We start from the raw sequence: 24,680 nt of genomic DNA, 5'->3' as shown, positions 1-24,680 counted from the left end.
TAGGAGCGGGTTTACCCGCGAAGGGGCCGGCACAGGCACTCCAAATTGTAGGAGCGGGTTTACCCGCGAAGGGGCCGGCACAGGCACTCCAAATTGTAGGAGCGGTTTTACCCGCGAAGAGGCCAGCACAGGCACTCCAAATTGTAGGAGCGGGTTTACCCGCGAAGGGGCCAGCACAGGCATTCCAAAACGGTCAGCCCTTCCACACCTGCGGGTTCACCAGGTCCCGCGGCCGCTCGCCCAACAGCGCCGCACGCAGGTTGTCGATCGCCCGGTTGGCCATGGCCTCTCGGGTTTCGGCAGTAGCCGAACCAACGTGCGGCAGGGTCAGCGCATTGGGCAGCTTGAACAGCGGCGAGTCGCTCAGCGGTTCTTTCTCGTACACGTCCAGGCCTGCGCCCCGAATGGTGCCGGCCTGCAGCGCCTCGATCAACGCCGCCTCATCCACCACCGGCCCACGGGCAATGTTGATCAGGAACGCGCTCGGCTTCATCAGCTTCAGCTCGCGGCTGCTGATCAGCTTGCGGGTGGCATCGGACAACGGCACCACGATGACCACGAAGTCGGCTTCGGCCAGCAACTGATCCAGGCTGCGGAACTGCGCGCCCAGCTCCTGCTCCAGTGCGGTCTTGCGGCTGTTGCCGCTGTACAGGATCGGCATGTTGAAGCCGAAGCGGCCACGGCGTGCCACTGCTGCACCAATGTTGCCCATGCCGACGATGCCCAGGGTCTTGCCATGCACATCGCTGCCGAAGTGGGCCGGGCCCACGGTGGCCTGCCAGTTGCCGGCCTTGGTCCAGGCATCCAGCTCGGCGGTGCGCCGGGCGCAGCCCATGATCAGTGAGAAGCCCAGGTCGGCGGTGCTTTCGGTCAGCACGTCGGGGGTGTTGGTCAGGGCGATGCCGCGTTCGTTGAAGTAGTCGAGGTCGTAGTTGTCATAGCCGACCGACACGCTGGACACCACCTCCAGCCTGGCCGCACCTTCAAGCTGCGCGCGGCCGAGCTTGCGGCCAACGCCGATCAGGCCATGGGCTTCGGGCAGGGCTTCGTTGAACTGGGCGCTGATGTCGCCAAGCTTGGGGTTGGGCAGGATCACGTTGAAGTCTTGCTGCAGGCGTTCGGCCATGGCCGGGGTGATACGGCTGAAGGCCAGGACGGTCTTTTTCATCGGGCAACTTCTCTGCTAGGCGGGGTGGGGGGCTGTGCTGGTCCCTTCGCGGGCAAGCCCGCTCCTACGGGGGGCGCGGTGCCTTGCAGGAACGGGCTTGCCCGCGAAAGGGGCGGAACAGGCGAAATCAATGGTTAGCAACCTACCATTGTCAGCCCCCGCAATGCAGCAGCTTTTTAGTTGGCGATCAGCACCTGATGGGTTTTCAGGTCTGCCTCATGCGCGGCAAGAGTCTCTGGCAGCGAGTTGCGCAGGTACTCCACCCAGGTCTTGATCTTGGCATCCAGATACTGCCGCGATGGATAGATGGCATACAGGTTCAGCTCCTGCAGGCGATATTCGGGCAGCACCCGCACCAGGCTACCGTCCCGCAGGCCCTCGATAGCCGAATAGATCGGCAGCACGCCTACGCCCATGCCACTGCGGATCGCAGTCTTCATGGCATCGGCGGTGTTCACCATGAACGGCGAACTGGTGATGTTGACCATCTCTTGGCCTTCCGGGCCATCGAACAGCCACTTCTCCAGCGGTATCACCGGGCTGACCATGCGCAGGCAGGCGTGCTTGAGCAGGTCGGCAGGCTTGTGCGCCACGCCATGCTGGGCGATGTAGGCGGGCGAGGCACAGACAATGCTGTAGGTGATGCCCAGGCGCTGCGAAACGAACCCCGAGTCGGGCAGTTCGGTGGCCAGCACGATGGAGACGTCATAACCCTCGTCGAGCAGGTCGGGCACGCGGTTGGCCATGGTCAAATCGAAGGTCACGTCCGGGTGCGTTTCGCGGTAGCGGGCGATGGCATCGACCACGAAGTGCTGGCCGACCCCGGTCATCGAATGCACCTTCAACTGCCCGGCCGGGCGCGCATGGGCGTCGCTGGCTTCGGCCTCGGCTTCTTCGACGTAGGTAAGAATCTGTTCGCAACGCATCAGGTAGCGCTTGCCGGCTTCGGTCAGCGCAATGCGGCGGGTGGTACGGTTGAGCAGCCTTGTTTGCAGATGGGCTTCCAGGTTGGAGACCGCCCGCGACACGTTCGCGGTGGTCGTATCCAGTTGCGCCGCAGCGGCAGTGAAGCTGCCGAGTTGGGCTACGCAACTGAAAGCACGCATGTTTTGCAGGGTGTCCATGGGTCACTCTCGAGGTAGAGGACAAAATTGTGTCACGAAGTAACTTAGAAAAGAGAAAAAGTTGCCTTCGACCAAAGGCGGATTATCGCTGTTTTGGTAACAAAGATTCGCAGGAATCTGTGCTTATCGCCAGTGCTGCCGCCCCCTAGAATTGCCCGGCCCCCTTCACCTCTTCCTCGGGAAATCGCAGCTGTGCCGCGTCGCATCATCAGAACGCTCAAGGCGTTCAGTGCCTGTGCCCTTGCCCTCACCTTGAGCGGCTGTATCGGAACCTGGGGCATTGCCCCGCAAAGCAAGACGCTGCAAGCCAATACCTTGACTACCGACGCGGCCATTCGCGAAGCCGCGACCGACGCCCACTGGCCTGACCAGCAGTGGTGGCATGCCTATGGCGACCCGCAGCTGGACCGCTGGATTGCCCTGGCCGTGGCCGGTAGCCCGAGCCTGGCCATGGCTGCGGCGCGGGTGCGCGAAGCCAAGGCCATGGCCGGTGTGGTCGAGTCGGCGGAAAAGCTCCAGGCCAACGGCCAGTCTACGCTCAAGCGCCACAACTGGCCGGAAGACCAGTTTTATGGCCCCGGCGCGTTGTCGGGTGCCAACACCTGGGACAACAACGCCGCCATCGGTTTCAGCTACGCCCTTGACCTGTGGGGGCGCGAGCGCAATGCCAGCGAGCAGGCCGTGGACCAGGCGCACATGAGCGTGGCCGAAGCCCGCCAGGCGCAGCTGGAACTGCAGAACAATGTGGTGCGTGCCTACATCCAGTTGAGCCTGCATTTTGCCCAGCGCGATATCGTCAAGGCCGAGCTGGAGCAGCAAGAACAGATCCTGGCCTTGGCCAAGCGCAGGCTGGATGCCGGCATCGGCACCCACTTCGAAGTCAGCCAGGCCGAAGCGCCGCTGCCGGAAACCCACCGCCAGCTCGACAGCCTGAACGAAGAGATTGCCCTGACCCGCAACCAGCTGGCGGCACTGGCAGGCAAGGGCCCGGGCGAAGGCGCCCAGTTGCAGCGCCCGACCCTGGCCCTGGCTGCACCGCTGAAGCTGCCGTCGAACCTGCCGGCCGAATTGGTTGGCCAGCGCCCCGACGTAGTTGCCAGCCGCTGGCAGGTGGCCGCACAGGCGCGGGGTATCGACGTCGCCCATGCCGGCTTCTTCCCCAACGTCGACCTGGTCGGCAGCCTGGGCTTCATGGCCACCGGCGGTGGCCCGCTGGAATTCCTCACCGGGCGCAAGTTCAACTACAACGTCGGCCCTGCCATCAGCCTGCCGATCTTCGACGGTGGCCGTTTGCGCTCGCAGCTGGGCGTGGCCTCCGCCAGCTATGACGTGGCCGTGGCGCGCTACAACCAGACTGTGGTCGGTGCGCTGAAAAACATCTCCGACCAGTTGATCCGCCGTGAGTCGATGAAAGAACAGTCGCACTTCGCCGCCGAGTCGGTTGCTGCCGCGCAGAAAACCTACGACATCGCCATGGTCGCGTTCCAGCGCGGCCTTACCGACTACCTGAACGTACTCAACGCGCAGACCTTGCTGTTCCGCCAGCAGCAGGTGCAGCAGCAGGTACAGGCCGCCCGCCTGGTCGCCCATGCCGAGCTGGTCACCGCCCTAGGTGGTGGCCTGCAGGCCGGTCAGGATGCGCCGAAAGAGGAACGTCAGGCAGCACCTAAGACCCCGGCCACCCTGGCCATTTTCGACAAGAAGCCGGATAACGCCGAATGAGCACTTCCAGTTTGCCCGCGCGCTGGCTGCAAAGCCTGGAATGGCGCCGGGGCTTCTTTGCCTGGGCGCGCACCGACGGCGTGACCTGGGTGTACATCTTCAAGGTGCTGGCCGCTGCGTTCATCACCTTGTGGTTGGCCATGCGCCTGGAGCTGCCGCAACCGCGTACAGCGATGATCACTGTTTTCATCGTCATGCAGCCGCAAAGCGGGCATGTGTTCGCGAAAAGCTTCTACCGGGTGCTAGGCACCCTGGCCGGCTCGGCGATGATGGTGGCGCTGATTGCCATCTTTCCGCAGAACACCGAGCTGTTTCTGCCCAGCCTGGCGCTGTGGGTGGGCCTGTGCTCGGCTGGTGCCATGCGCTACCGCACCTTCCGCGCCTATGGTTTCGTGCTGGCCGGCTACACCGCAGCGATGATCGGCCTGCCGGTGCTGCAACACCCCGACCAGGCGTTCATGGCAGCGGTATGGCGGGCGCTGGAAATCGCCCTGGGTATTCTGGTGTCGACCTTCGTCAGTGCCGCGATCCTGCCGCAGTCGGCCAGTGCCGCAATGCGCAATGCCCTCTACCAGCGCTTTGGCGTGTTTGCCGGGGTGGTGGTGGAGGCCCTGCGTGGTGACAGTCAAAAGGACCGCTTCGAGAGCAGCAACGTGCGGTTCGTGGCAGAGGCCGTGGGCCTCGAGAGCCTGCGCAACGTCACCGCTTTCGAAGACCCGCACATGCGCCGTCGCAGTGGCCGGCTGGTGCGCATGAACAGCGAGTTCATGGCCATCACCACCCGCTTCAATGCCTTGCACCGTTTGCTGGAGCGCCTGCGTGCCCGTGGCCCGCTGCAGATCGTCAGTGCCATCGAACCGGGCCTGAACACCTTGGTGGAGTTGCTGCAGCCCTATGTGGGCCGGGCGTTGACGGACGCCGATGCGCTGCGCCTGACCCTGGAGCTGGCCGCCTACAAGGAAGGCCTGCAGGCCCAGGTGCGAGGGCTGCGGGCTGAGTACCTGGCAACTGACCCCAGCGAATCCGACCTGCTCGATTTTCACACCGCGTTCGAGCTGCTGTACCGCTTCGTCGACGAGATGTTGAGCTACGCCGAAACCCATGCCTCGCTGGCCGCGCACAAGCACGAACGCGAGCAGTGGGACGAGCCCTACGTGGCGCAGACCAGCTGGCTGGTATCGCTGGCGGCCGGTGTGCGCGCCTCGGCAGTGCTGTTGCTGCTGGGCAGTTACTGGCTGCTCAGCGATTGGCCCAGTGGCGCCATGATGACCCTGATCGCCACGGTCACCGTATGCCTTTCGGCGGCGTCACCCAACCCCAAGCGCATGTCGTTCCAGATGGCTTGCGGCACGGCCATCGGCGCTTTTGTCGGCTTCTTCGAAACCTTCTTCGTGTTCCCCTGGATCGACGGTTTCCCGCTGCTGTGCATGGTGCTGGCGCCTGTGTTCGTGCTGGGCGCGTTTCTTTCGTCGCGTCCTGCCTATGCCGGTTATGGCATCGGCCTGCTGGTGTTCTTCGCGATTGGTTCGGTGCCGAACAACCTCACCGTTTATGACCCGTACACCTTCATCAACGACTACATCGGCATGGTGATCGGCATGTTCGTCTGTGCCGCCGCCGGCGCGATCATTCTGCCGCCCAACAGCCGCTGGCTGTGGAGCCGCCTGGAGCAGGCGTTGCGCGAGCAGGTGCTGTTCGCCATCAGCGGCCGCCTGCGCGGGCTGGGCTCGGCCTTCGAAAGCCGCACCCGCGACCTGCTGCACCAGGCCTATGGCCTGGCGGCCGGCAAGCCGCAGGTGCAGAGCCAGCTGATGGGGTGGATGTTCACCGTGCTGGAGATCGGCCACGCCGTCATCGAGCTGCGCAAGGAGCAAGCCCGCGCCCCGGTGCACCCGGCCTATGCCGAGTCGCAGCCGTGGCGCCAGGCAATCCGTGTCATGGGCCGTGCACTGACCCGGCTGTTCCTGCAGCCCAGCGCCAGCAACCACGAACGCGCACTGGTGGCAGTGGACCACGCCATTGCCCGCGTGCAGGCCACCGACGAGCCATTCGCCCGGCACTTCGACACCTCGGTGCTGCGCCGCGTGCAAAGCTACCTGCACTTCATCCGTACTTCCCTGCTGGACCCACAGTCGCCACTGGCACCGGCGAAAGGACTGCACCATGCCCCGTGAGATCGCCTTCCATGGCGTGTACATGCCCACCATGACCTTGATGTTCCTGTTTGCCCTGGGCCTGGCCTGGGGCCTGGACCGGTTCATTGCCAGCCATGATGGCTACCGCTTCTTCTGGCACCCGGCGTTGCTGCGCCTGAGCCTGTTCGTCTGCTTGTTCGGCGCCATGGCGCTGTCTGTCTACTGGTGAGAATCCTTCGATGAAAAAGTTCTTCAGCCTGATCGCCACCCTGCTGGTGCTGGTCGCTGCCGTGGCCATCGGTCGCCAGTTGTGGCTGCACTACATGACCACGCCCTGGACCCGTGATGGCCGTGTGCGTGCCGACATCATCAACGTCGCTGCCGACGTGCCCGGCTACGTGGTGGATGTACCGGTCAAGGACAACCAGCGGGTGAAGAAGGGCGACCTGCTGATCCAGATCGACCCTGAGCACTACCAGTTGGCAGTCGACCAGGCCAAGGCACTGGTCGCCTCGCGCAAGGCCACCTGGGAAATGCGCAAGGTCAATGCCAAGCGCCGTGCCGACATGGACAACCTGGTGATCTCCAAGGAAAACCGCGACGACGCCAGCAACATCGCCAATTCCGCCCAAGCCGATTATCAACAAGCCCTGGCCGAGTTGGCCGCAGCCGAGCTGAACCTCAAGCGCACGCATATCGTGGCGACGGTTGACGGCTATGTGACCAACCTGAATATCCACAAGGGCGACTACGCGCGCACGGGTGAAGCGGTGATGGCGGTGGTCGACGAGCACTCGTTCTGGGTTTACGGGTTCTTCGAGGAGACCAAGCTGCCGCATGTGAAGGTGGGTGATCAGGCCGAATTGCAGATGATGAGCGGCGAGCGCCTCAAGGGGCATGTGGAGAGCATCGCCCGCGGCATCTACGACCGTGACAACCCACAGAGCCGCGAGCTGATCGCCGACGTGAACCCGACCTTCAACTGGGTGCGGCTGGCACAGCGGGTGCCGGTGCGCATTCACATCGATGAAGTGCCGGAAGGTTTTTTGCTGGCGGCGGGGACGACCTGTACGGTGGTGGTGAAGCCGAGTTCGCCTTGAGAGGCAGGTCGCCAGACCGGTCGAGCGCCGCTCGCGTGGTGCTCGATCTTACAGGCCTCACATCGCTCCAATCATGCACTCGCCGCCCCCACCAACACCGGCACTTCGACCCGATCAATCACCTTCGCGCTGATCGACGGGTCGAGCAACCGCCCCAGCCGCGACAGGTGGCGGTGGCCCATGATGATCAGTTCGCAACGCAGCTCCTGTGCCTTGGCGACAATCGCTTCAACCGGCAGCCCGGCCACCATGCAGCCGTGGCTGGCGAAGCCGGCTTGCTGCAGTTCGCGCACGGCCTCGGTTACGGCGTGGTCGGCATGCTGCTGTTCCTCGCAGGCGGCGGGGTATTCTTCCAGTTCCTCGGCGGTGTAGGGCGCGGGTTGCTCGTGCACCGCGAAGGTCGAATCGATGGCCAGCAGCACGTGCAGTTCGTGCTCGCCCGGGCGGCAATAGCGGCGGGCGAGGGCAAGCAGGGAGGCAGATGCGGGGGAGGCGTCGATGGCGATCAGGACGGGGCTGGGCATGCGGGTTCCTTGATGTATTTGGGGGCTGGGGCGGCCTTTTCTTAGATCAACGGAGCGGGTTTACCCGCGAAAGGGCCGAACCTGCCATGCATCATTCTCGACCCAATGCTTTCCCTGAATAAATGGCCCACCACGCACAAGCGCATTGCGTCCGGTGCAATCCATCAACCTGATACCATCGCATTCCCCACAGCTGTAGCGGAAAACGGCCATGCAACTTCCGGACATGAACCTGCTCGTCGCCCTCGATGCCTTGCTCGATGAGGGCAGCGTGGTTGGCGCGGCGCAACGCATGAACCTGAGCCCGGCAGCCATGAGCCGGACCCTGGGGCGTATCCGCGAAGCACTGGGCGACCCGATTCTGGTGCGCGCCGGCCGTGGCCTGGTGCCGACGCCGCGTGCGCTGGCCCTGCGCGAGCAGGTGCATGGCCTGGTGGAGCAGGCCGGGCAGGTATTTCGCAGTCGCGACGATGTCGACCTGGTGAACCTGGACCGTGCCTTCAACATCCGCACCAATGACCTGTTCATCGCCCTGTATGGCGCTCAGTTGTTGCGCATGATGCTTGCCCAGGCACCGCATACGGTGCTGCGTTTCGTGCCGGAGGGCAGCGGCGACGATGATGCGGTGCTGCGCAATGGGCAAATCGACTTGATCATCAGTTCAGCCATTGAACTGGGCCCCGAAATCAAGGTTCAGAGCCTGTTCAACACCTACTTCGTGGGCTTGGCGCGTGAAGGGCACCCGGTTTTCGATGACGAGATCACCCCTGAGCGCTTCGCCGCCTACCCGCACATCAGCGTGTCACGCCGTGGCCGTGCCAATGGGCCTATCGACGTGGCGCTGGCCAATTACAAGGTGGAGCGCCGGGTAGCGCTGATCACGACGAGTTTTCACTCCGCGATGTTTTCGCTGCCGGACTCGGACCTGATCTTGCCGATACCCGCCAATATCCTGAACAGTGTGAACCGGCTGAAACTGCCATTGCGGTCCTTCGAGATCCCCGTGCCACTGGAAAAGGTCAACGTCATGCAGGCATGGCACCCGCGGTTCGATAACGACCCGGCCCATCGCTGGCTGCGGCAGACGTTGAAGGCGTGCGGCAGGATGGACCCTTGAGGCGTGTGGCACATCCGCTGCCCGATTGCGTTTGACGCAATATAAAACTGCCAACAAGTCAGTTTTCGTAAGCATTCGACCTTTTTAGACTTGCTCCAGTCGCAAATTTTGTTGCCGGAGATGTCTGCCCATGAGTTCCCTGTCCGTCCCGTCTGCCGCCATGGCCGCCGCCCCTGCGCCGGCTGCGCCCGCGCAGGCTGCGTTCGGCCTGCAGGTAGTGGTCGGGTTGTTCGGTGTGTTGCTGGCTGTGCTGTGCGCCGGCCTCAACGAGTCGGTGACCAAGATTTCCCTGGCCGATATCCGCGGCGCCATGGGCATCGGTGCCGATGAAGGTGCCTGGTTACTGGCGGTATACAGCGCCGCTTCGGTCTCGGCCATGGCCTTTGCGCCGTGGCTGGCCACGACCTTCTCGCTGCGGCGCTTCACCATGTGCGCAATTGGTCTGTTCGCCGTGCTTGGCCTGCTGCAGCCGTTCGCCCCCAACCTGCACAGTTTGATGTTACTGCGCGTACTGCAGGGCTTTGCCGCTGGCGCCTTGCCGCCGATGTTGATGAGCGTGGCCCTGCGCTTTCTGCCGCCAGGTATCAAGGTCTATGGCCTGGCCTGCTACGCCCTGACCGCCACCTTTGGCCCCAACCTCGGCACGCCGCTGGCGGGGCTGTGGACCGAATACGTCGGCTGGCAATGGGCGTTCTGGCAGATCATCCTGCCCTCGCTGCTGGCCATGGTCTGCGTAGGCTGGGGTCTGCCGCAGGACCCGCTGCGCCTGGAGCGTTTCAAACAGTTCGACTGGCGCGGCGTACTGCTTGGCCTGCCCGCCATCAGTTGCATTGTGCTGGGCCTGTCGCTGGGCGACCGCTGGGGTTGGTTCGACTCGCCGCTGATCTGCTGGCTGCTGGGCGGTGGCCTGCTGTTGCTGGTGTTGTTCATGTACAACGAGTGGTCCGAGCCGTTGCCGTTTTTCCAGTTGCGCTTGTTGCAGCGGCGCAACTTGAGTTTCGCCTTGGTGACCCTGGCCGGTGTGCTGGTCGTGCTTTCGGGTGTGGGCAGCATCCCGTCGGCCTACCTTGCGCAGATCCAGGGCTACCGCCCGGCGCAGACCAGCCCGTTGATGATGCTGGTGGCCATGCCGCAACTGATCGCCCTGCCACTGACGGCGGCACTGTGCAACATCCGCGCAGTGGACTGCCGCTGGGTGCTGGGCATTGGCCTGGCGATGCTGGCGGTGTCCTGTGTTGGCAGCAGCCTGCTGACCAGCGAGTGGATCCGTGGCGACTTCTACCCGTTCTACCTGCTGCAGGTGTTCGGCCAGCCGATGGCAGTGCTGCCGCTGCTGATGCTGTCTACCAATGGCATGACCCCGCAGGAGGGCCCGTTCGCCTCCAGCTGGTTCAACACCGTCAAGGGCCTGGCCGCCGTCATCGCCGGTGGCCTGCTGGATGTTCTTGGCACCCTGCGCCGGCATTTCCATTCCAATCACCTGGTGGACAGCCTGGGCAACGCCCCGCTGGTCGACGGCAACGCCGCTGGCCTGGCCAAGCGCATTCACGACCAGGCTCAGGTATTGACCTCGGCTGACCTCTACCTGGTGTTGGCCTGTATCGCCGTGGCCCTGATCTGCCTGATTCCTTTCGTGCCTACCCGGGTCTATGCGCCGCGTGCGGTGGCTTGAACCCTGGATGATTTCGAGAACCATTGAAATGACCAACAACCGCAAAACCCTTTTCATCGGCTCGGTGCTGGCCGTGGCCGTCCTGGCTGGCATCGTCGGCCCCTGGATGTTTGGCAGTGATCACCGCCAGAGCACCAATGACGCCTATGTGAGCGCCGACTACACCGTGGTCGCGCCCAAAGTCGCCGGTTTCATCAAGCAAGTGCTGGTGGAAGACAATCAGCAGGTCACGGCTGGCCAGTTGCTGGCGACCATCGATGCGCGTGACTACCAGGCTGCGCTGGATGCTGCGCAGGCGCAGTTGCTGGTAGCCCAGGCACAAAGCGCCGATGCCCGCGCCACGCTTGAACGCCAGGACGCGCTGATTGCCCAGGCCGAAGCGGCAGTGAAGGCGGCCCAGGCTGAGGTGGCGTTCGCCGACCATGAAGTCAACCGCTACAGCCGCCTTGCCGAGCAGGGCGCGGGTACCGTGCAGAACGCCCAGCAGGCGCGCAGCGCGGTCGACCAAGCCCGTGCTCGCCTGGCCAACGCTCAAGCTGCGCGGGTGGCGGCGCGCAAGCAGGTGGACATCCTCAAAGCTCAAGTGGCCAGCGCCGATGGCCAGCTCAAGCGTGCCGAAGCAGGCCTGGAAAAGGCCCAGCTCGATCTGTCCTACACCCGCATCACAGCACCGGTGGACGGTATGGTCGGCGAACGCGCCCTGCGGGTGGGGGCCTACGTCAACCCGGGCGCTCGCCTGCTGTCGGTGGTGCCGTTGCAGCAGGCCTATGTGGTCGGCAACTTCCAGGAAACCCAGCTGACCCACGTACAGCCGGGCCAGCCGGTGCGCATCAGCGTCGACACCTTCTCCGGCGAAACCCTGCAAGGCCATGTGCAAAGCATTGCCCCGGCTACCGGCGTAACCTTCGCCGCAGTCAAGCCAGACAACGCCACCGGCAACTTCACCAAGGTGGTGCAACGCATTCCGGTCAAGATCGTTCTCGATGATGGCCAGCCACTGCTCACCCGCCTGCGTGTGGGCATGTCGGTCGAAGCCACCATCGACACGCGTGGCGACAAGCTGGACGGCAAAGAGGTAAGCGCGCGATGAAACCGGGATTACGCTTGAGCCCCTTGCTGCTGGCTGTGCTGTTGACCGGTTGCACCCTGGGCCCGGATTTCCAGCGCCCAGATAGCCAGGCCCCGCAGCAGTGGGCGCCGCTGCAAGGCGAGGCAGCGGCCAGCCAGCCCCAGGCCGAACCGCTTGAGCTGCGCTGGTGGGAAACGTTCCACGATGCCCGCCTGAGCGCTTTGATCCAGCGCGTTGCCGAACGCAACCTCGACCTGCAGAAGGCCAGCGCGCGGCTGCTGCAAAGCCGTGCCCTGCGCAGTACCTTGGCTGCTGACGAAGTACCGTCGGTGGACATGAACGCCGGTTACAGCCGCGCTCGTAACAGCGCCGATGGCTTGAGCGATCCGTCCGGCAAGGCCGGGAAAGAAGCCTTCAACCTCTGGCAGGGCGACCTGGTGGCCGGTTGGGAACTGGACCTGTGGGGCCGTGTACGGCGTCAGGTCGAGGCTGCTGATGCCACGGTCGAAGTGGCCGAGAATGACCGACGCGGTGTGCTGCTGGCACTGCTTTCGGAAACCGCCGGCAACTACATACAGCTGCGTGCCGTGCAGCACACCCTCGATGTGACGCAGGATAACCTCAGGGTCGCCCGGCACAGCCTGAAGTTGTCCCAGGACCGCCAGGCCGAAGGCGTTGCCACGCGCCTGGATGTGGCCCAGGCCAGCGCCCAGGTCGCGTCTATCGAAGCGCGCCTGCCGAGCCTGGAAGCGCGGCGTGATGACTTGATCAATGCCCTCAGCCTGCTCGCTGCCGAGCCGCCGCGCAGCCTCCAGGCCGAATTGCTGCAAAGCGGCGAGCTGCCCGCGCCGCAGCAGAAGTTTGCCATCGGCTTGCCGTCCGAACTGGCCGAGCGCCGCCCGGACATCCGCCAGGCCGAGGCCCGCCTGCATGCCGCCACTGCCAGCATTGGCGTGGCCAAGGCGGATTTCTACCCGAGCATTCGCCTGTCGGGCAGTGTCGGCTTCCAGGCCCTGCAGCTGTCGGATTTCGGTGGCTGGGATTCGCGCCGGTTCGCCTTCGGTCCGCAGATGTCGCTGCCGATTTTCGAAGGCGGCCGGCTCAAGGGCACCCTGGAACTGCGCGAGGCGCAACAGCAGGAAGCCGCGCTGAACTATCGCAAGGTGGTGCTGGGGGCCTGGCATGAAATTGACGATGTGCTACGCCTGTACAACGCCAGTCAGTTGCGCCGTGATCACCTTGCCGAGGCCGTGCGGCAAAACCGTATCGCCCTGGAAACCGCCCAGCGCCAGTATGTGGAAGGGGCGGTGGACTTTCTCAATGTGCTGACGGTGCAAGGCGCGCTGCTGGCCAGCGAGGAGCAATGGATCGACAGCTCGGCCGCGGTGTCGCAGGCGCTGGTGGGGCTGTACAAGGCGCTGGGTGGAGGCTGGCAGGCGTTTGATGAGCAGCCGCAGAATGTTCACAGTTAGAGAGGACGCGCAGCATCTGGAGGGCGGGGTACTGCGGTCCATGGCCTGATGCTTTGCAGCCTGTACTGGCCTCTTCGCGGGTAAACCCGCTCCTACACGACGGCCTGCGCCCAACCACCGATGTGTGTCCACCACCAATCTGTGTAGGAGCGGGTTTACCCGCGAATACGGTAGCGGCGGCAACGGTGAACGGCGGGTGGAAATTGGCCAGCAGGGCCGGCCCTTTCGCGGGTAAACGGCGGCCTGTGTCCAACCACCGATGTGTGTCCACCACCAATCTGTGTAGGAGCGGGTTTACCCGCGAATACGGTAGTGGCGGCAATGGTGAACGGCGGGTGGAAATTGGCCAGCAGGGCCGGCCTTTTCGCGGGTACAGGCAGGCGATCACTCAGAGCGGGCGCAGCAGGCCGAAGCGCTTGCGCAGCGCCCAGTCCAGCAACCGCCGCGGCAGCAACCGTGCCATCAGCGGCAAGGCTGTACTGCCATTCCCCAGCCGCACCCGTGCTGGCGCCGACGACTTGCCGACGGCTGCCAGCACGCCTTGGGCAAATACCGCCGCCGACGTTGGCTTGTCCTGCGAAGCCCGCGCCCGCGCCTGCACATGCTCACGCAAAGGCCACCACGGCGAGTCCATCGCCAGCACCTGCTCGGCCTGGCGCTGGGCATTGCTGGCGAACTGCGAGGCGATTGCGCCCGGCTGTACTTCCATCACCTGCACACCGAACGGCGCCAACTCCAAGCGCAAGGCATCGCTCAGGGCATGCACAGCCGCCTTCGAGGCGCAGTACGCGCCGGCGAATGGCGTGACCAGTACGCCCGATACACTGCCGATATTCACCACCAGGCCGCGTGAGCGGCGTAGCAGCGGGAACAGCGCCCGGGTAACGCCGACCACGGCGAAGACGTTGGTTTCGAATTGCTGGCGCAGGGCGTCGACGCCACCATCGAGCAGTGGCCCCATGGCGCCGTAGCCGGCGTTGTTGATCAGGATATCGAGGGTTTCCAGTTCCTCTGCCAGGCGGGCCAGCGCCTCGCCGTCGTTTACATCCAGCTGCCGGGCCGTGTAGCCAGCGGCACTCAGTTGCTCGACATCCTCAGGCTTGCGGGCGGTGGCCCAGACATGGTGGCCCGCATCGCGGAAGGCGTCGGCCAGGGCGCGGCCGATGCCGCTGGAACAACCGGTGATCAGGACGGTGGGCATGGTTGGGGCCTGTTGTCATGGAGGATTGGTTGTTGCCTATGCCGGCCTCTTCGCGGGTAAACCCGCTCCTACACACCCTGCAGGAGCGGGACTACCCGCGAAGAGGCCGGCATAGGCAACACATCAATTGGCAAATGTACCTTGCAGGCGTTCTGCGCGGAATTCCAGGGTCTGCGGCCGATACCCGGAACGCAGTGGTGGCAATGGCAGGCAGTCTTGCCACTCGGCCCCCGGCTGCAATTCACCTGGACCGCGGTATCGCGGGGCGTTGTAGGTGTTCTCGGCCAGGTTCACGGTATCGCCCGGTGCGTACGCCGCCACGCGCCAGCGCAGTTCGGTCAGCGGCACGTCGTTGCCGTTCTTCATGCGTACCTGCAAGGCACGGTCGGCGGGACAGTGTTCTGGGGCGTAGGTCAGACGCAGGTCCAGGCGCGCCAGTCGACTGCTTTCGCGGCTGTCTTGCCAGACGACGAACAAGGCCACCAGGCCCAGGCCACACACAGCCGCCAGGGAGATGGGAAGAGCCTTGGCTGGGTAACGCAACAACAACACCAGCCAGGTGAGGATCAGCAGGGCACCGATCAGCATCGCGTTATCGCCTCATTCGCGCGCAGGGATGGCTACAGCCTACCTAAAACCCAGCAGTCAGGTAACCGCTGAGCAACCATGCCAGAAGCCAGACCTGGCAATACTGCGAGTAGTGGAAAGGGTATATCCATTCTAGATTCCGCCATGCCTATTCAAAAGGAGCATGGCCATGAGTCACACAGCAATTGAGCGAGAGCTTGCGCAAGAAATGAAAAAAACGCCTGCCAAGGGCAACGTTACGGCTGTCATCAGCCTTGCGGGTCAAAAGGAGGATTTCGTTTCCGAGGGCGTGGACTACGGGAGCGCTGAAAAATCAGCGTGGTTGTACGCCTACAAGGGGCAGGCCGAAGATGCGGACGTCTACATTGACTTCGATCTGGAACTACAGGAGGGCGTGCGGGATGTCGTTATCGGGGGTGAGGCTAACCGGGCGCTTGTTCACAAGCGCGGCACAACCTATGGCGGCTATGCGAAATCCGGTCGTATCCGGAAACTCGAAATGACTGCCACGAGCATCAGGGCTGAATCCTTCGAATTTGAAGGGGAGGATGATTTGCAGCGACCTTTCAGGGTGGTGGGTGGCCCATTCGACATCTACGTCATAGCCCCGAGCGTTGAATGAGCAGGCTCGCCCCTGGTCAATCCAGGGGCGAGTCAGCATTTACTGCGCGATGGTCTTCACCGAAACGCCGCGCTCGATGGGGGTGGACGTGCGCCCATACACATCCTCGAAGCGCTCGATATCATCCTCGCCCAGGTAGCTGCCGGACTGCACTTCGATGATCTCCAGCGGGATCTTGCCCGGGTTGCGCAAACGGTGCACCGAAGCGATGGGGATATAGGTCGACTGGTTTTCGGTCAGCAGGAACACGTTTTCGTCGCAGGTCACCTCGGCGGTACCGGATACCACGATCCAGTGTTCGGCGCGGTGGTGGTGCATCTGCAGCGAGAGGCTGGCGCCCGGCTTGACGGTGATGTGCTTGACCTGGAAGCGGCCGCCCATGTCCACCGAGTCGTACGAGCCCCACGGGCGATACACTTCCAGGTGGTTCTGGGTTTCCGTGCGGCCCTGTTCGTCGAGGGTCTTGACCATCTGCTTGACGCCCTGGACCTTGTCCTTGTGGGCAATCATCATGGCATCCTTGGTCTCGACCACCACGATGTTCTCAAGGCCGATCACCGACACCAGTTTGCCGTTGCCGTGGATCATGCAGTTGCGGCTGTCTTGAACCACTACGTCGCCCTTGGTGACGTTGCCGTTGTCGTCTTTCTCGTGCACTTCCCACAGCGACGACCAGCAGCCTACATCGCTCCAGCCGGCCGACATCGGCACCACGCAGGCACGCTGGGTTTTCTCCATCACCGCATAGTCAATGGAGTTGTCCGGGCAGCAGGCGAAGGTGGCTTCGTCGATGCTCAGGACATCGCCGTCTTCCTGGCTGCGCTCCAGGGCCAGTACGCAGGTATCGTAGATGTCGCCGTCGTGCTTTTTCAGCTCTTCGAGGAAGCGGCTGGCGCGGAACAGGAACATACCGCTGTTCCAGAAGTAACCACCGGCCTGGACGAACTCGGCGGCGCGTTTTTCGTCGGGCTTCTCGACGAACTGCGCAACCCGCGCCACGCCTTCGGGCAGCAGCGCATCCTGGCTGGAACGGATGTAGCCATAGCCGGTTTCCGGCTTGGTCGCCGGCACGCCGAACAGCACCATCTCGCCACGCTCGGCGGCCACGGTGGCCAAGGCCAAGGCACGTTGCAGGGCTTTCTGGTCATCGATCACATGATCGGCAGGCAGCACCAGCATCAGCTCGTCGCGGCCTTCGTTGACCAGCTTCATGGCAGCCATGGCCACGGCCGGCGCGGTGTTGCGGCCGAACGGTTCCATGAGGATGCCCTGGGTTTCCAGCTTCAGTGCGGCCAGTTGCTCCTGGACGATGAACTTGTGGTCCTTGTTACAGACCACAATCGGGGTGTCCATGCCCTCGAATACCAGGCGCTCGATGGTTTGCTGGAACAGCGTGTGTTCTCCGGTCAGGGCCAGGAACTGTTTGGGGAACTGCTTGCGCGACAGAGGCCAAAGACGGGAACCGCTACCACCAGAAAGAATTACCGGGATCATCATGTTTCTCCAATAGTCGTTGAGAGGCAGGGGAATCAGTTGCTAGCCACGGGGCGAGTTACCCACACCGGCGACAAGGCGTTGCCGGAACCCGTTACGTACAGCACTGCGGCTTCGCCGCGTTCCAGGGCGACGGGTTTTACGTCACCCACTTTCTTGTCTCCTTGGTACAGCGCCAGGTTGACCTTGACCGGGTTGATTTCGCGTTCGCCACGGCCGTTGGCGGCCACCGGCTTGACCACTTCGGTCTTGCCGTCGGCGGTTTTCAGGGTCAGTTGCTGGTCGCTCAGGTTCTGCACGCGCACCAGGGCTTTCTGCTTGTTCTTGAACGGTGGTTCTTCGATCAGCTGCGGGTTGCCGCTGTTGCTGTTGACCAGGGTGTAGTACTTGTCCGAGGCCAGCTTGACCGGCACGCTCTTGCCGCCGATCTGAGCGGTGTAGTCGCCGCCTGGCAGGAAGCTGAAGTCGCTGCTGGCTTGTGCGCCAACCTGTTTGATCTGGGTGTTGCCGACCGACGCGGCGGCCGGTGCGCTGGTCGCGTTGTACAGGCGTACGAAGGTCGAGCCTTTCGGCGCACTTGGGCCATACAGTGCGGCGTCGGCACCGGCGAAGGCCTGCATCGAAGCAAGGGAAAGGCCAGCCGCGAGGGTGAGGGCTTTGGCAATGGAAGTCTTGGTAGTCATGTGCGTTTCCTCTCTATCAGTCAGTGGTCTGTCCGGGTGGACGACAAGGCCAGGTTTTCTTCGGATTTACGGGAGTTTTTCAGCTGCGCGATCCACTGCGGATCGAAGCTGCTGAGGTCGTTTTTCATTGGCAGATAACGTTCGGGGAATTCCCACACCACCACTTGTGGTGCGGCGTTTTTAAAGGCATCGCTTTGCAGGTACTTGAGCATCGGCAGCAGCGGGCCATGGCCGTCTTCGGCGTAGTTGGCGACGTCACTGCGCAGGGCCTGCTGCAGCGCGCCGAGGAAGTTCCAGTGCGGGTTGGCGCTGTAGCTGGTGCCTACCAGTGCAACCGGGATCTGCTTGTCGGCGAACAACGCGTCGCCGGCGTCACCCTCGGCATCGACCGGCCGGGTGGTGCGTTTCTGCAGGTTGTCCGGGGCCGGCAGCAGGTTGCTGAACAAGGGGTCCAGTGGCAGGAAATTGGTCAGGTCGCCCTTGTAGGGGGCGGTGTTGCCGGCTTCGGTGATGAAGGCTTGTGGGTCGCCGTTGAGCAGGCTCTGGCGGCTGACCGCTTCGGCCAGCGCCTGCGCCGCCACTTCGGCTCCCATAGGCGTCCAGTGGGTGTCAGTACGCAGGAACACCTGGCCGCGGGCCTTGGCCTGCTCCATCGGTGCCATCAGGTCCGGTGCGAACACGTTGGCCTGGCGTGCCTGGGCATGGAACTGGTTGTACAGGTCGTCATGCAGGCTGGCAGGCTGCTCTTTGCCCAGGTACTCGGCGTATACCCGCGCCTTGGCCGGCACGATCGCCAGCACCAGCTGGCTACCGTGTTGCTGCAGGGTGTCGCGTACGCCACGGATCAGTGCCAGGTTTTCCTGCATCAATTGCTCGGCACCGGCGGTGGGCTTGAACTCTTCGTCGCTGAACAACCACTGGTCGCGGCCCAGTACCACACCGGGGCGGCCTTCGTTGAACAGCTTGAAGTCCATTGCCGCCCACAGGTTGGTGCCCAGGCGCTTGATCGGGAATTCGGCGTCGTAGTGGGTCTCGGCGGCCTTGGCCAGCTTGCCGTTGAGCAGGGTCATCTGCTCGGTGCGCTGGAAGCTCTGCAGGCCACCGGTGGACCAGACGCCCATGCCGACCAGCAGGCCAAGGAACGACAGGGAGTAGGTAATACGTAATGTCCGGGTCATGGTCATCAACCTCAGAACTGGAAGTAAAGGAACGGCGAGTAGCTTTGCGCCGAAAGCTTGAGGATCGAGGCGACGAACAGCAGCAGGATCAGTGCGCGGGTCATCACCCGGGTCCAGTCAAGGCCGATCGAGCCGTCAGCGTTGACCTGCACCGGGGTCGCCTTGGGCGTCGGCCTGGCATTGCGGTAGAAGTCGCGCAGGCCGAAGAACGCCAGGGTGAGGTAGGCGATGACCAGGGTGGCCACCTGCAGACCGGTGAGCTGGGCGCGGTTGAGCTCCGACAGCTGCCAGTCGCCGAAGCTGAACATGGCGCCGTACATACGGGCGGCCACCTGCAGGTTTTCGGCGCGGAAGATCACCCAGCCGACTACCACCAGCAGGAAGGTGAAGGCCCATTTCACCGGATTGAAGCGCTGCGGGTTGGTGTCGAGGCCCAACGCGCGCTCGATGGCCAGCCACATGCCGTGCCAGGCGCCCCAGATGATGTAGGTGAAGTTTGCACCGTGCCACAGGCCGCCCAGCAGCATGGTCAGGAACAGGTTGCGGTAGGTATTGAAGGTGCCTTTACGGTTACCGCCCAAGGTGATGTACAGATAGTCGCGCAGCCAGGTCGACAGGCTGATATGCCAGCGCCGCCAGAACTCGGTGATCGACTGGCTGATATAGGGCTGCTTGAAGTTTTCCATGAAGCGGAAGCCCATCATCAGGCCCAGGCCGATGGCCATGTCGCTGTAGCCGCTGAAGTCGAAGTACAGCTGTGCGGTGTAGGCCAGGGCGCCGAGCCAGGCATCGCCCGTGGTGGGGTTTTGCAGGGCGAAGCAGTGGTCGGCGACCACGGCCAGGGTGTCGGCGATGAACACTTTCTTGATGAAGCCCTGCATGAAGCGGGTGCAGCCTTCGGAGAACTTGTCCAGCGTGTGGGTGCGGTTGTTGAACTGGTCGACCAGGTCCTTGAAGCGCAGCACGGGGCCTGCGATCAGGTGCGGGAAAATCGCCACGAACGCTGCGAAGTCGATCAGGTTGCGGGTAGCCGGGGTGTCACCGCGGTATACGTCGATGATGTAGCTGATCGACTCGAAGATGTAGAACGAGATACCGATCGGCAGCAGCACGTGGGTCAAAATGAATGGCTCCAGGCCAAACGACGTCATGATCGCGTTCAGGCTGTCGACGCCGAAGTTGGCGTACTTGAAGTAGCCGAGGATTGCCAGGTCGACACCCACGCCGAGCAGCAGCCAGCGCTGCGCCGGTTTGGTGCGCACACCAGCGGCACCGACTTTCAGGCCGATCCAGTAGTTCCACAGGGTGACGCCGGCGAACAGTGCCAGGAAGTCCACCCGCCACCAGGCGTAGAAGATGTAGCTGGCGACCAGCAGCAGCAGGTTGCGATAACGTTGCCCGCTCAAGTAGTACAGGCCGAGGAAGATCGGCAAGAACAGGAACAGGAACACGTTGGACGAGAAGACCATCCCGGTTCTCCTAATTTGTTCACAGCATCCAGGGCAAAGCGCCCCCCAAACCCCCCAGTGCAAGACTGGAAGGCAACTTAGGTCCCTGTGGGAGCGGGCAAGCCCGCGAACAAGGGCGAAGCCCTTGCCATGCACCGCGGTGGCTTCTTCGCGGGCATGCCCGCTCCCACAGGTTCCGCCCCCGCAATGGGGGTCAATTCATTTCTTGCTCTCTGCACTCGGGTCGTAGACCCGGGTCACATCGCCGCCCAGCCGGAAGCTGTTGAACGGCTGCATGTCGTGCTTGCGCTCAAGCGTGTCGCCAACGCAGTGGTACAGCGCACACCAGGGCTCGAGCCAGGAGTACTTGCTGTCGACCTTGAGGTCGGTCATGTCCTGTTTCTTGCCCGCACGCGCCTTGAAGTGGCTGGGATCGCGGGCGCCGGCCAGCACGCCTTCACCCAGGCGCTGCAACGCGAAGTTGTTCTCGGCGCGCAGGTCGACGCCATTGGCCTGGGCGAAGCTGGCAATCATCGCCAGCGGCGGCAAGGCGTAGTTGTGATAGGCCAGCGCGCGCTGCTTGCGCTTGATTTCGTTGGGCAGGAAGCCCTGGTCATCCACCTGGTTGGCGCCAACCTTGTATTCCTTCACGGCCCAGTCGAACAGGTCGCGACGGTCGGTGGCGACGGCGGTAGCCATGACTGACCAGGCCGCCCAGTAGCTGTGGTTGTTGATCTTCTCCAGCGGCAGGTCGCTCCAGTCACGCACAGTCTGCTCGGCCAGGCGGCTGAGCCATTTTTCGATCAGGTCGGCCTCGGCCTGGTGTGCGGCCAGCGGCTGCGAGTTGGAGAATTTCAGCCGCAACCATGAACCGCTCATGCTGCCCAGCGCCCATTTGCGCATCGACTTGCCGGTATGGTTGTAGTCGGTGGACAGCAATGCACCGGCACGTGCCCAGGTGCCCAGCCACGTCAGGGTGCAGTCGAGTTGCGCCGGGCGGCCGTCGCGCATGTACTGGCCGACCATCTTGCTCACGCCTTTCTCCAGCGTGGTGATGTCTTCGGTCGACTTGCGGAAGGCCTTTTCCGAGGCTGCGTTGAGTGTTGCCCGTGCCTTGTCCGAGCCTTCGTACTTGCTGCGAAACTGCAGCGGGCCGGTGTATGGCTTGGGCGCCGCTTCGCAGCGGAAGTTACCCTCACCGGTCTTGAGCTTTTCGATCCCCTGGTAGTAACCCTGCGGCGGTACCAGCGCGGCGTGCGCAGCACCGCCAAACAAGGCCAACGCGAGCAGGGCGGGGCTGGAAATTCGTTTGAAAATGGTCATGGGTCGCCTCACTGGCCTGCCTGCGCGGTCTGCGCGGGCACGGCGAAGTTGTTGCGTTTGCAGAGCTTGGCTTCGACCTTCTGGGTGCCGCTTTCCGGCCCTTGTACCTCGAACGCCAGCAGGCTCTGGCTGGCCCAGTCCTCGTCTTCGCGCATCTGGAAGACGAAGCGGCCGTCGGTGTCGGAGGTTTCCGGTTTTTCCAGCTTGATGTCCTCATGGCGACCGTTGAGGTACCAGAGGGTGGCCTGCAATACCTTCACCGAGGGGTCTTCGAACTTGACGTCCATCTGCAGGTTGCGGTTGATCAGGTCTTTGATCACGCCGCCCTTGCCGTTGACCATCAGCTCGTTCTTGCCAGGCTTGAGGGTGGTGCTGGCGCTCATCAGGGCTGGGCGGTCATCGCAGCCGTCGTCGAGCAGGCCAAGGATTTGCCGCCAGATGGTTTCCTGGTCCAGGCGGTACAGCGGGGAGAATTCCCAGATCAGGATCTTCGGCGGGTTCTTCTGGAATTCCTCGCTGCCCAGGTACTGGATCATCGACCCTTCCAGGCCACCGCCTGGGAAGGCGACGTTGAGCACGTCGGCGCCGATGTATTGCTCGAGGAAGCCCGAGAAGTTGTAGTTCTTGCCACTGTGGCTGGTACCGACCAGGGTGATCTGCGCATTGCCGCTGTCACCGAACAGGTCGTCGCCACCGCTCGCGCCTTTCGGCTCGGTGGCGAACTGGTCCATGTACTGGACGGCGTAGCTGGTGCCGCACAGTTGGCCGGCAACGTTGTGCAGGGTGCCGGTCTTGCCCATGCGCCCTGACTTCTTGGTCTCGAATTCCTTGCGCGGGATGCCTTCGAAGGCCGGCATCTTGTGCACGGTGTCGGCCACGATCTTCGCCGCGCGCTTGGCACCGTACGGCGTCCAGTGCTGGTCGCCACGGAAGTAGAAGTCCTTGCCCTGGTCAGCGGCGGCCAGTTGCTCGTTGGTCAGCGGTGACAGGTCGGGCACGTTGTAGCCCATGCTGGCGAAGCGCTTGAGCATGGCCTGGTAGTTGCCCAGGGCCTTCTGGTAGTCGAACGCGGCCTTTTCGGCCGGGTTGAGCATGTTGCGGTTCACCAGGCCGCGGGTCGGCTGGTACACCACCACCAGTTCCACGCCACGTTTCTTGAACGCGTCGTGCACTTGCTGCAGGCGTTTGTAGCCGGCCGGGGTGGTGTTGAACTCGGTGCGCAGGTCTTCGCGGGTGCGGAACAGCCAGTCGCCCTGGGCCTGCACCAGCGTGGTGAAGTTTTGCTGATAGCGGGTGGTGTAGCGGCTGGCATCGTGCGCTTCAGGGCACAACTGGCAGCAGGGCTCGGCGTTGAAGGTCGGGGCCTTGACGTCTTCGGCGCGCACGCCCTGGCTGATTGCCAGAAGGGCGGCGGACAGGCCCAGCAGTTTCATCAGGTGTGGAGTCATGGTCTGGGCTTCCTTAATCGATCATTTCGGTCTGGCGTTCGACCGGGTCGATCAGCACAGCCTTCTGCTGGCGTACCAGCAGGTCGAGGATTTCGTCCTGGCGCTCGCCCAGCACACCATTGAGGCTGATGCCGCTGGCCTTGCGTGGCGCGAGCATGGACACCTTGTACAGCTCGACCGACAGCGGCGAGTCGATCGACAGCGGGCCGGAGCCGTTGGCCGACAGCTCGCCACCCACCACGATCAGCGACACCTTGGTGTCGAATGGGTCGAGGGCGATGTCGCGGTCGGTGTCGGACAGGTCCTTGATGTGGCCATATACGCCGACCAGGCCGTTGGCCATGGCGACGTTTTCGTACAGGCGGATGTTCACGCTGTTACGCACGCGGATGCCGTGGCGGCGGTTGTTGACCAGCTTGTTGCCCCAGATCAGGTTGTCGCCGCTTTCGTACAGGGTGATGCCGTCGGTGTGGTTGCGGTAGATCTCGTTGTAGGCCACCAGGTTGTTGACGCTGTTACGGTCGATCACCACGCCCGAGAGCTTGTTGTCGTAGCTCTTGTTGTTGATGATCCAGCTGTCGTTGACCTCACGCGAAACGATGATGCCGTGCTTCTTCTTGGTGCCGTACACCGTGTTGCCGGCGATGATCAGGCGATGCGAACGGTCGTGCGGGTCGATGCCGTAGACGATGTTGTCGCGGTAGGTGCTGTCCTTGATCACGAAGTCCTGGGTTTCGTAGCAGTAGAAGCCGTACCACATGTCGCTGAACTCCGAACCGATGATCCAGCCGGTGGGCTCCGGGCGGCCCATGCGCTTGGCCATGTTCGGCGTGTACTGCGAGATGCTCACGCCATACGACTTGGACTTGGCGTAGCCGAAGCTGGCCATCTTCGTATTGACGATGTAGGTCTCGGTACCACCCCACGACAGCAGGAACGGGCGGAATTCCTTGGGCGAGCGGAAGGTCGCCGGGCCGTTGTCCTTTTCCCGCCAGCCGGTCACCTGGGTGTCGGTTACGAACAGCTTGCCGTCATTGACCAGAAATGCGCCGCCCTCCTGGGACAGGCGCAGCTGTTTGACCTTGCCGTCGATCTCGAGGATGCCCTTTTGCCCGACCACGATCGGCAGGCGTGCCAGGTAAACCCCAGGCTCGACTTCGCTGAAGTACTGTTTGGGCACCTTCTTGCTCAGCTCGGTCAGGTCGACATGGCCGTCATCGACGAAGATCGCCTGCGGGATGCCGTGCTGGCGCTGCACCCACTCGGCGGCCTTGTTGTCGCCGCCGACGAACTCCTTGAGGGTGTCCTCCTGGAACATACGGCGCAGGCTGACCTTGCCCTTGTGGCGGCGGTCGATTTTCTTCTGCACCGCCTCGGCCGTGAAACCGGTGAGGTCGGGCAACTTTGGCGGGTCCATCTGCAGCGGCTCTATCGGTGCGCTGGCCACCGTATAGGTCTTGGCCTGCTGCAGCTCCTTGGCGATCACCTGGGGCTCTGCGGCAGTGGCCAGGCCGCTTGCCAGCAGCAAGGCACTGGCCAACAGGCTGTGACGTAAGTGCGGGTGAAGGTTCATCACGGTCAGTCCCCTACCG

21 protein-coding genes are annotated in these 24,680 nt (G+C 63.3%); 9 read left to right on the top strand and 12 right to left on the bottom strand.

Translation table 11 applies throughout. The features are described 5' to 3' along the window. Positions 1-193 precede the first annotated feature (193 nt). Both ACF8FG_RS04655 and ACF8FG_RS04650 read right to left on the bottom strand, forming a co-directional pair. A complete protein-coding gene (locus ACF8FG_RS04655; protein ID WP_014592323.1) occupies positions 194-1,168 on the bottom strand; it encodes a D-glycerate dehydrogenase in 975 nt (324 codons plus the stop codon). 176 nt (positions 1,169-1,344) lie between these two features. Next, positions 1,345-2,292: a LysR family transcriptional regulator gene (locus ACF8FG_RS04650; protein WP_392518618.1), complete on the bottom strand. Its 948-nt coding sequence runs from the start codon at positions 2,290-2,292 to the stop codon at positions 1,345-1,347. 192 nt (positions 2,293-2,484) lie between these two features. Between ACF8FG_RS04650 and ACF8FG_RS04645 the strand changes: the two genes are divergently transcribed. The 4 genes from ACF8FG_RS04645 to ACF8FG_RS04630 are packed head-to-tail and all read left to right on the top strand — an operon-like array spanning position 2,485 to position 7,249. After that, positions 2,485-4,014 (top strand): efflux transporter outer membrane subunit, encoded by a 1,530-nt coding sequence (locus ACF8FG_RS04645; protein WP_318077619.1) that lies wholly within the window; start codon positions 2,485-2,487, stop codon positions 4,012-4,014. Further along, positions 4,011-6,188, top strand: a complete 2,178-nt coding sequence (locus ACF8FG_RS04640; protein WP_019438408.1) for an FUSC family protein — start codon at positions 4,011-4,013, stop codon at positions 6,186-6,188. Before ACF8FG_RS04645 ends, ACF8FG_RS04640 begins: the two co-directional genes overlap by 4 nt. Beyond that, positions 6,178-6,378 carry a DUF1656 domain-containing protein gene (locus tag ACF8FG_RS04635; protein ID WP_003251718.1) on the top strand — a complete coding sequence of 67 codons (201 nt, stop codon included), beginning with the start codon at positions 6,178-6,180 and terminating at the stop codon, positions 6,376-6,378. Before ACF8FG_RS04640 ends, ACF8FG_RS04635 begins: the two co-directional genes overlap by 11 nt. Before the next feature lie 10 nt (positions 6,379-6,388). Next, a complete protein-coding gene (locus ACF8FG_RS04630; protein ID WP_004575355.1) occupies positions 6,389-7,249 on the top strand; it encodes an HlyD family secretion protein in 861 nt (286 codons plus the stop codon). A 71-nt stretch (positions 7,250-7,320) separates the two neighbouring features. Here ACF8FG_RS04630 and ACF8FG_RS04625 read toward each other — a convergent pair whose 3' ends face one another. Beyond that, positions 7,321-7,773: a universal stress protein gene (locus ACF8FG_RS04625; RefSeq protein WP_135199076.1), complete on the bottom strand. Its 453-nt coding sequence runs from the start codon at positions 7,771-7,773 to the stop codon at positions 7,321-7,323. 211 nt (positions 7,774-7,984) lie between these two features. Here ACF8FG_RS04625 and ACF8FG_RS04620 point away from each other — a divergent pair, with 211 nt between their 5' ends. From ACF8FG_RS04620 to ACF8FG_RS04605, 4 genes are all read left to right on the top strand, one after another. Then, on the top strand, positions 7,985-8,890 hold the full coding sequence (locus tag ACF8FG_RS04620) for a LysR family transcriptional regulator (RefSeq protein ID WP_003251728.1): 906 nt from the start codon (positions 7,985-7,987) through the stop codon (positions 8,888-8,890). Between the two features lie 130 nt (positions 8,891-9,020). Continuing rightward, positions 9,021-10,562, top strand: a complete 1,542-nt coding sequence (locus tag ACF8FG_RS04615) for an MFS transporter (protein ID WP_019438410.1) — start codon at positions 9,021-9,023, stop codon at positions 10,560-10,562. A 28-nt stretch (positions 10,563-10,590) separates the two neighbouring features. After that, positions 10,591-11,652 (top strand): HlyD family secretion protein, encoded by a 1,062-nt coding sequence (locus ACF8FG_RS04610; RefSeq protein WP_026031931.1) that lies wholly within the window; start codon positions 10,591-10,593, stop codon positions 11,650-11,652. Next, positions 11,649-13,103, top strand: coding sequence for an efflux transporter outer membrane subunit (locus tag ACF8FG_RS04605; protein WP_318077615.1), 1,455 nt, complete (start codon positions 11,649-11,651; stop codon positions 13,101-13,103). The genes ACF8FG_RS04610 and ACF8FG_RS04605 overlap by 4 nt, the downstream gene beginning before the upstream one ends. Before the next feature lie 388 nt (positions 13,104-13,491). On the opposite strand, the gene ACF8FG_RS04600 is transcribed toward ACF8FG_RS04605, so the two are convergent. Both ACF8FG_RS04600 and ACF8FG_RS04595 read right to left on the bottom strand, forming a co-directional pair. Beyond that, positions 13,492-14,304, bottom strand: a complete 813-nt coding sequence (locus tag ACF8FG_RS04600; protein WP_135199074.1) for an SDR family oxidoreductase — start codon at positions 14,302-14,304, stop codon at positions 13,492-13,494. A 123-nt stretch (positions 14,305-14,427) separates the two neighbouring features. Continuing rightward, complete coding sequence (locus ACF8FG_RS04595) at positions 14,428-14,892, bottom strand: hypothetical protein (protein ID WP_014592314.1); 465 nt, start codon at positions 14,890-14,892, stop codon at positions 14,428-14,430. 169 nt (positions 14,893-15,061) lie between these two features. Here ACF8FG_RS04595 and ACF8FG_RS04590 point away from each other — a divergent pair, with 169 nt between their 5' ends. Next, a complete protein-coding gene (locus ACF8FG_RS04590; RefSeq protein WP_019439205.1) occupies positions 15,062-15,514 on the top strand; it encodes a hypothetical protein in 453 nt (150 codons plus the stop codon). 39 nt (positions 15,515-15,553) lie between these two features. On the opposite strand, the gene ACF8FG_RS04585 is transcribed toward ACF8FG_RS04590, so the two are convergent. The 7 genes from ACF8FG_RS04585 to algG all read right to left on the bottom strand — a co-directional run bounded on the left by ACF8FG_RS04585 (position 15,554) and on the right by algG (position 24,661). Beyond that, positions 15,554-17,008: a mannose-1-phosphate guanylyltransferase/mannose-6-phosphate isomerase gene (locus ACF8FG_RS04585; RefSeq protein WP_003251742.1), complete on the bottom strand. Its 1,455-nt coding sequence runs from the start codon at positions 17,006-17,008 to the stop codon at positions 15,554-15,556. Between the two features lie 35 nt (positions 17,009-17,043). After that, positions 17,044-17,691, bottom strand: coding sequence for an alginate O-acetyltransferase AlgF (locus tag ACF8FG_RS04580; RefSeq protein WP_135199073.1), 648 nt, complete (start codon positions 17,689-17,691; stop codon positions 17,044-17,046). A 20-nt stretch (positions 17,692-17,711) separates the two neighbouring features. Then, positions 17,712-18,869 (bottom strand): alginate O-acetyltransferase, encoded by a 1,158-nt coding sequence (locus ACF8FG_RS04575; RefSeq protein WP_041167071.1) that lies wholly within the window; start codon positions 18,867-18,869, stop codon positions 17,712-17,714. 11 nt (positions 18,870-18,880) lie between these two features. Beyond that, positions 18,881-20,338: an MBOAT family protein gene (locus tag ACF8FG_RS04570; protein WP_014592311.1), complete on the bottom strand. Its 1,458-nt coding sequence runs from the start codon at positions 20,336-20,338 to the stop codon at positions 18,881-18,883. Positions 20,339-20,536: 198 nt separating this feature from the next. Then, complete coding sequence (locus ACF8FG_RS04565; RefSeq protein WP_081384629.1) at positions 20,537-21,640, bottom strand: mannuronate-specific alginate lyase; 1,104 nt, start codon at positions 21,638-21,640, stop codon at positions 20,537-20,539. 8 nt (positions 21,641-21,648) lie between these two features. Continuing rightward, entirely contained in the window at positions 21,649-23,088 is a 1,440-nt protein-coding gene (locus tag ACF8FG_RS04560; protein WP_318077613.1) for an alginate O-acetyltransferase, read from the bottom strand. A gap of 13 nt (positions 23,089-23,101) precedes the next feature. Continuing rightward, complete coding sequence (gene algG / locus ACF8FG_RS04555; protein WP_003251754.1) at positions 23,102-24,661, bottom strand: mannuronan 5-epimerase AlgG; 1,560 nt, start codon at positions 24,659-24,661, stop codon at positions 23,102-23,104. Between the last annotated feature and the right edge of the window lie 19 nt (positions 24,662-24,680).

This window comes from Pseudomonas sp. YQ_6, assembly GCF_043103245.1.
In the GTDB taxonomy this organism is placed as follows: domain Bacteria; phylum Pseudomonadota; class Gammaproteobacteria; order Pseudomonadales; family Pseudomonadaceae; genus Aquipseudomonas; species Aquipseudomonas alloputida.
The sequence above is the reverse complement of the archived record's forward strand: the minus strand, read 5'-3'. Positions and strand labels throughout refer to the sequence as shown.